This is a genomic window from Bacillus sp. CGMCC 1.60114, from assembly GCF_042676365.1.
In the GTDB taxonomy this organism is placed as follows: domain Bacteria; phylum Bacillota; class Bacilli; order Bacillales; family Bacillaceae_G; genus Bacillus_A; species Bacillus_A rhizoplanae_A.
The window spans coordinates 1-1,260 of record NZ_JBHTHG010000097.1; the positions used below are offsets into that span (position 1 = coordinate 1).

The 1,260-nt window shown below is 54.3% G+C and carries 1 rRNA gene; it reads right to left on the reverse strand.

Features of this window, described 5'->3' with window-relative positions:
* Window positions 1–1,260: ribosomal RNA gene (locus ACFQZ1_RS14530) — 23S ribosomal RNA — on the reverse strand; the annotation flags it as partial.

Genomic DNA, 1,260 nt, shown 5'->3' on the forward strand with positions numbered 1-1,260 from the left:
ACGCTATGGGAAATCTCATCTTGAGGGGGGCTTCATGCTTAGATGCTTTCAGCACTTATCCCTTCCGCACATAGCTACCCAGCTATGCCCTTGGCAGAACAACTGGTACACCAGCGGTGCGTCCATCCCGGTCCTCTCGTACTAAGGACAGCTCCTCTCAAATTTCCTACGCCCACGACGGATAGGGACCGAACTGTCTCACGACGTTCTGAACCCAGCTCGCGTACCGCTTTAATGGGCGAACAGCCCAACCCTTGGGACCGACTACAGCCCCAGGATGCGATGAGCCGACATCGAGGTGCCAAACCTCCCCGTCGATGTGGACTCTTGGGGGAGATAAGCCTGTTATCCCCGGGGTAGCTTTTATCCGTTGAGCGATGGCCCTTCCATGCGGAACCACCGGATCACTAAGCCCGACTTTCGTCCCTGCTCGACTTGTAGGTCTCGCAGTCAAGCTCCCTTATGCCTTTGCACTCTACGAATGATTTCCAACCATTCTGAGGGAACCTTTGGGCGCCTCCGTTACTTTTTAGGAGGCGACCGCCCCAGTCAAACTGCCCACCTGACACTGTCTCCCGGGTCGATAAGACCCGTAGGTTAGAATTTCAATACAGCCAGGGCGGTATCCCACCAGCGCCTCCACCGAAGCTAGCGCTCCGGCTTCAAAGGCTCCCGCCTATCCTGTACAAGCTGTACCAAAATTCAATATCAGGCTACAGTAAAGCTCCACGGGGTCTTTCCGTCCTGTCGCGGGTAACCTGCATCTTCACAGGTACTATAATTTCACCGAGTCTCTGGTTGAGACAGTGCCCAAATCGTTACACCTTTCGTGCGGGTCGGAACTTACCCGACAAGGAATTTCGCTACCTTAGGACCGTTATAGTTACGGCCGCCGTTTACTGGGGCTTCAGTTCAGAGCTTCGCTTGCGCTAACCCCTCTCCTTAACCTTCCAGCACCGGGCAGGTGTCAGCCCCTATACTTCGCCTTACGGCTTCGCAGAGACCTGTGTTTTTGCTAAACAGTCGCTTGGGCCTATTCACTGCGGCTTTCCGTTAAGAAAGCACCCCTTCTCCCGAAGTTACGGGGTCATTTTGCCGAGTTCCTTAACCAGAGTTCTCTCGCACACCTTAGGATTCTCTCCTCGCCTACCTGTGTCGGTTTGCGGTACAGGCACCTTTTATCTCGCTAGAAGCTTTTCTTGGCAGCGGGGAATCAAAGACTTCGCTCCATAAGGAGCTTCCCCATCACAGCTCAGCCTT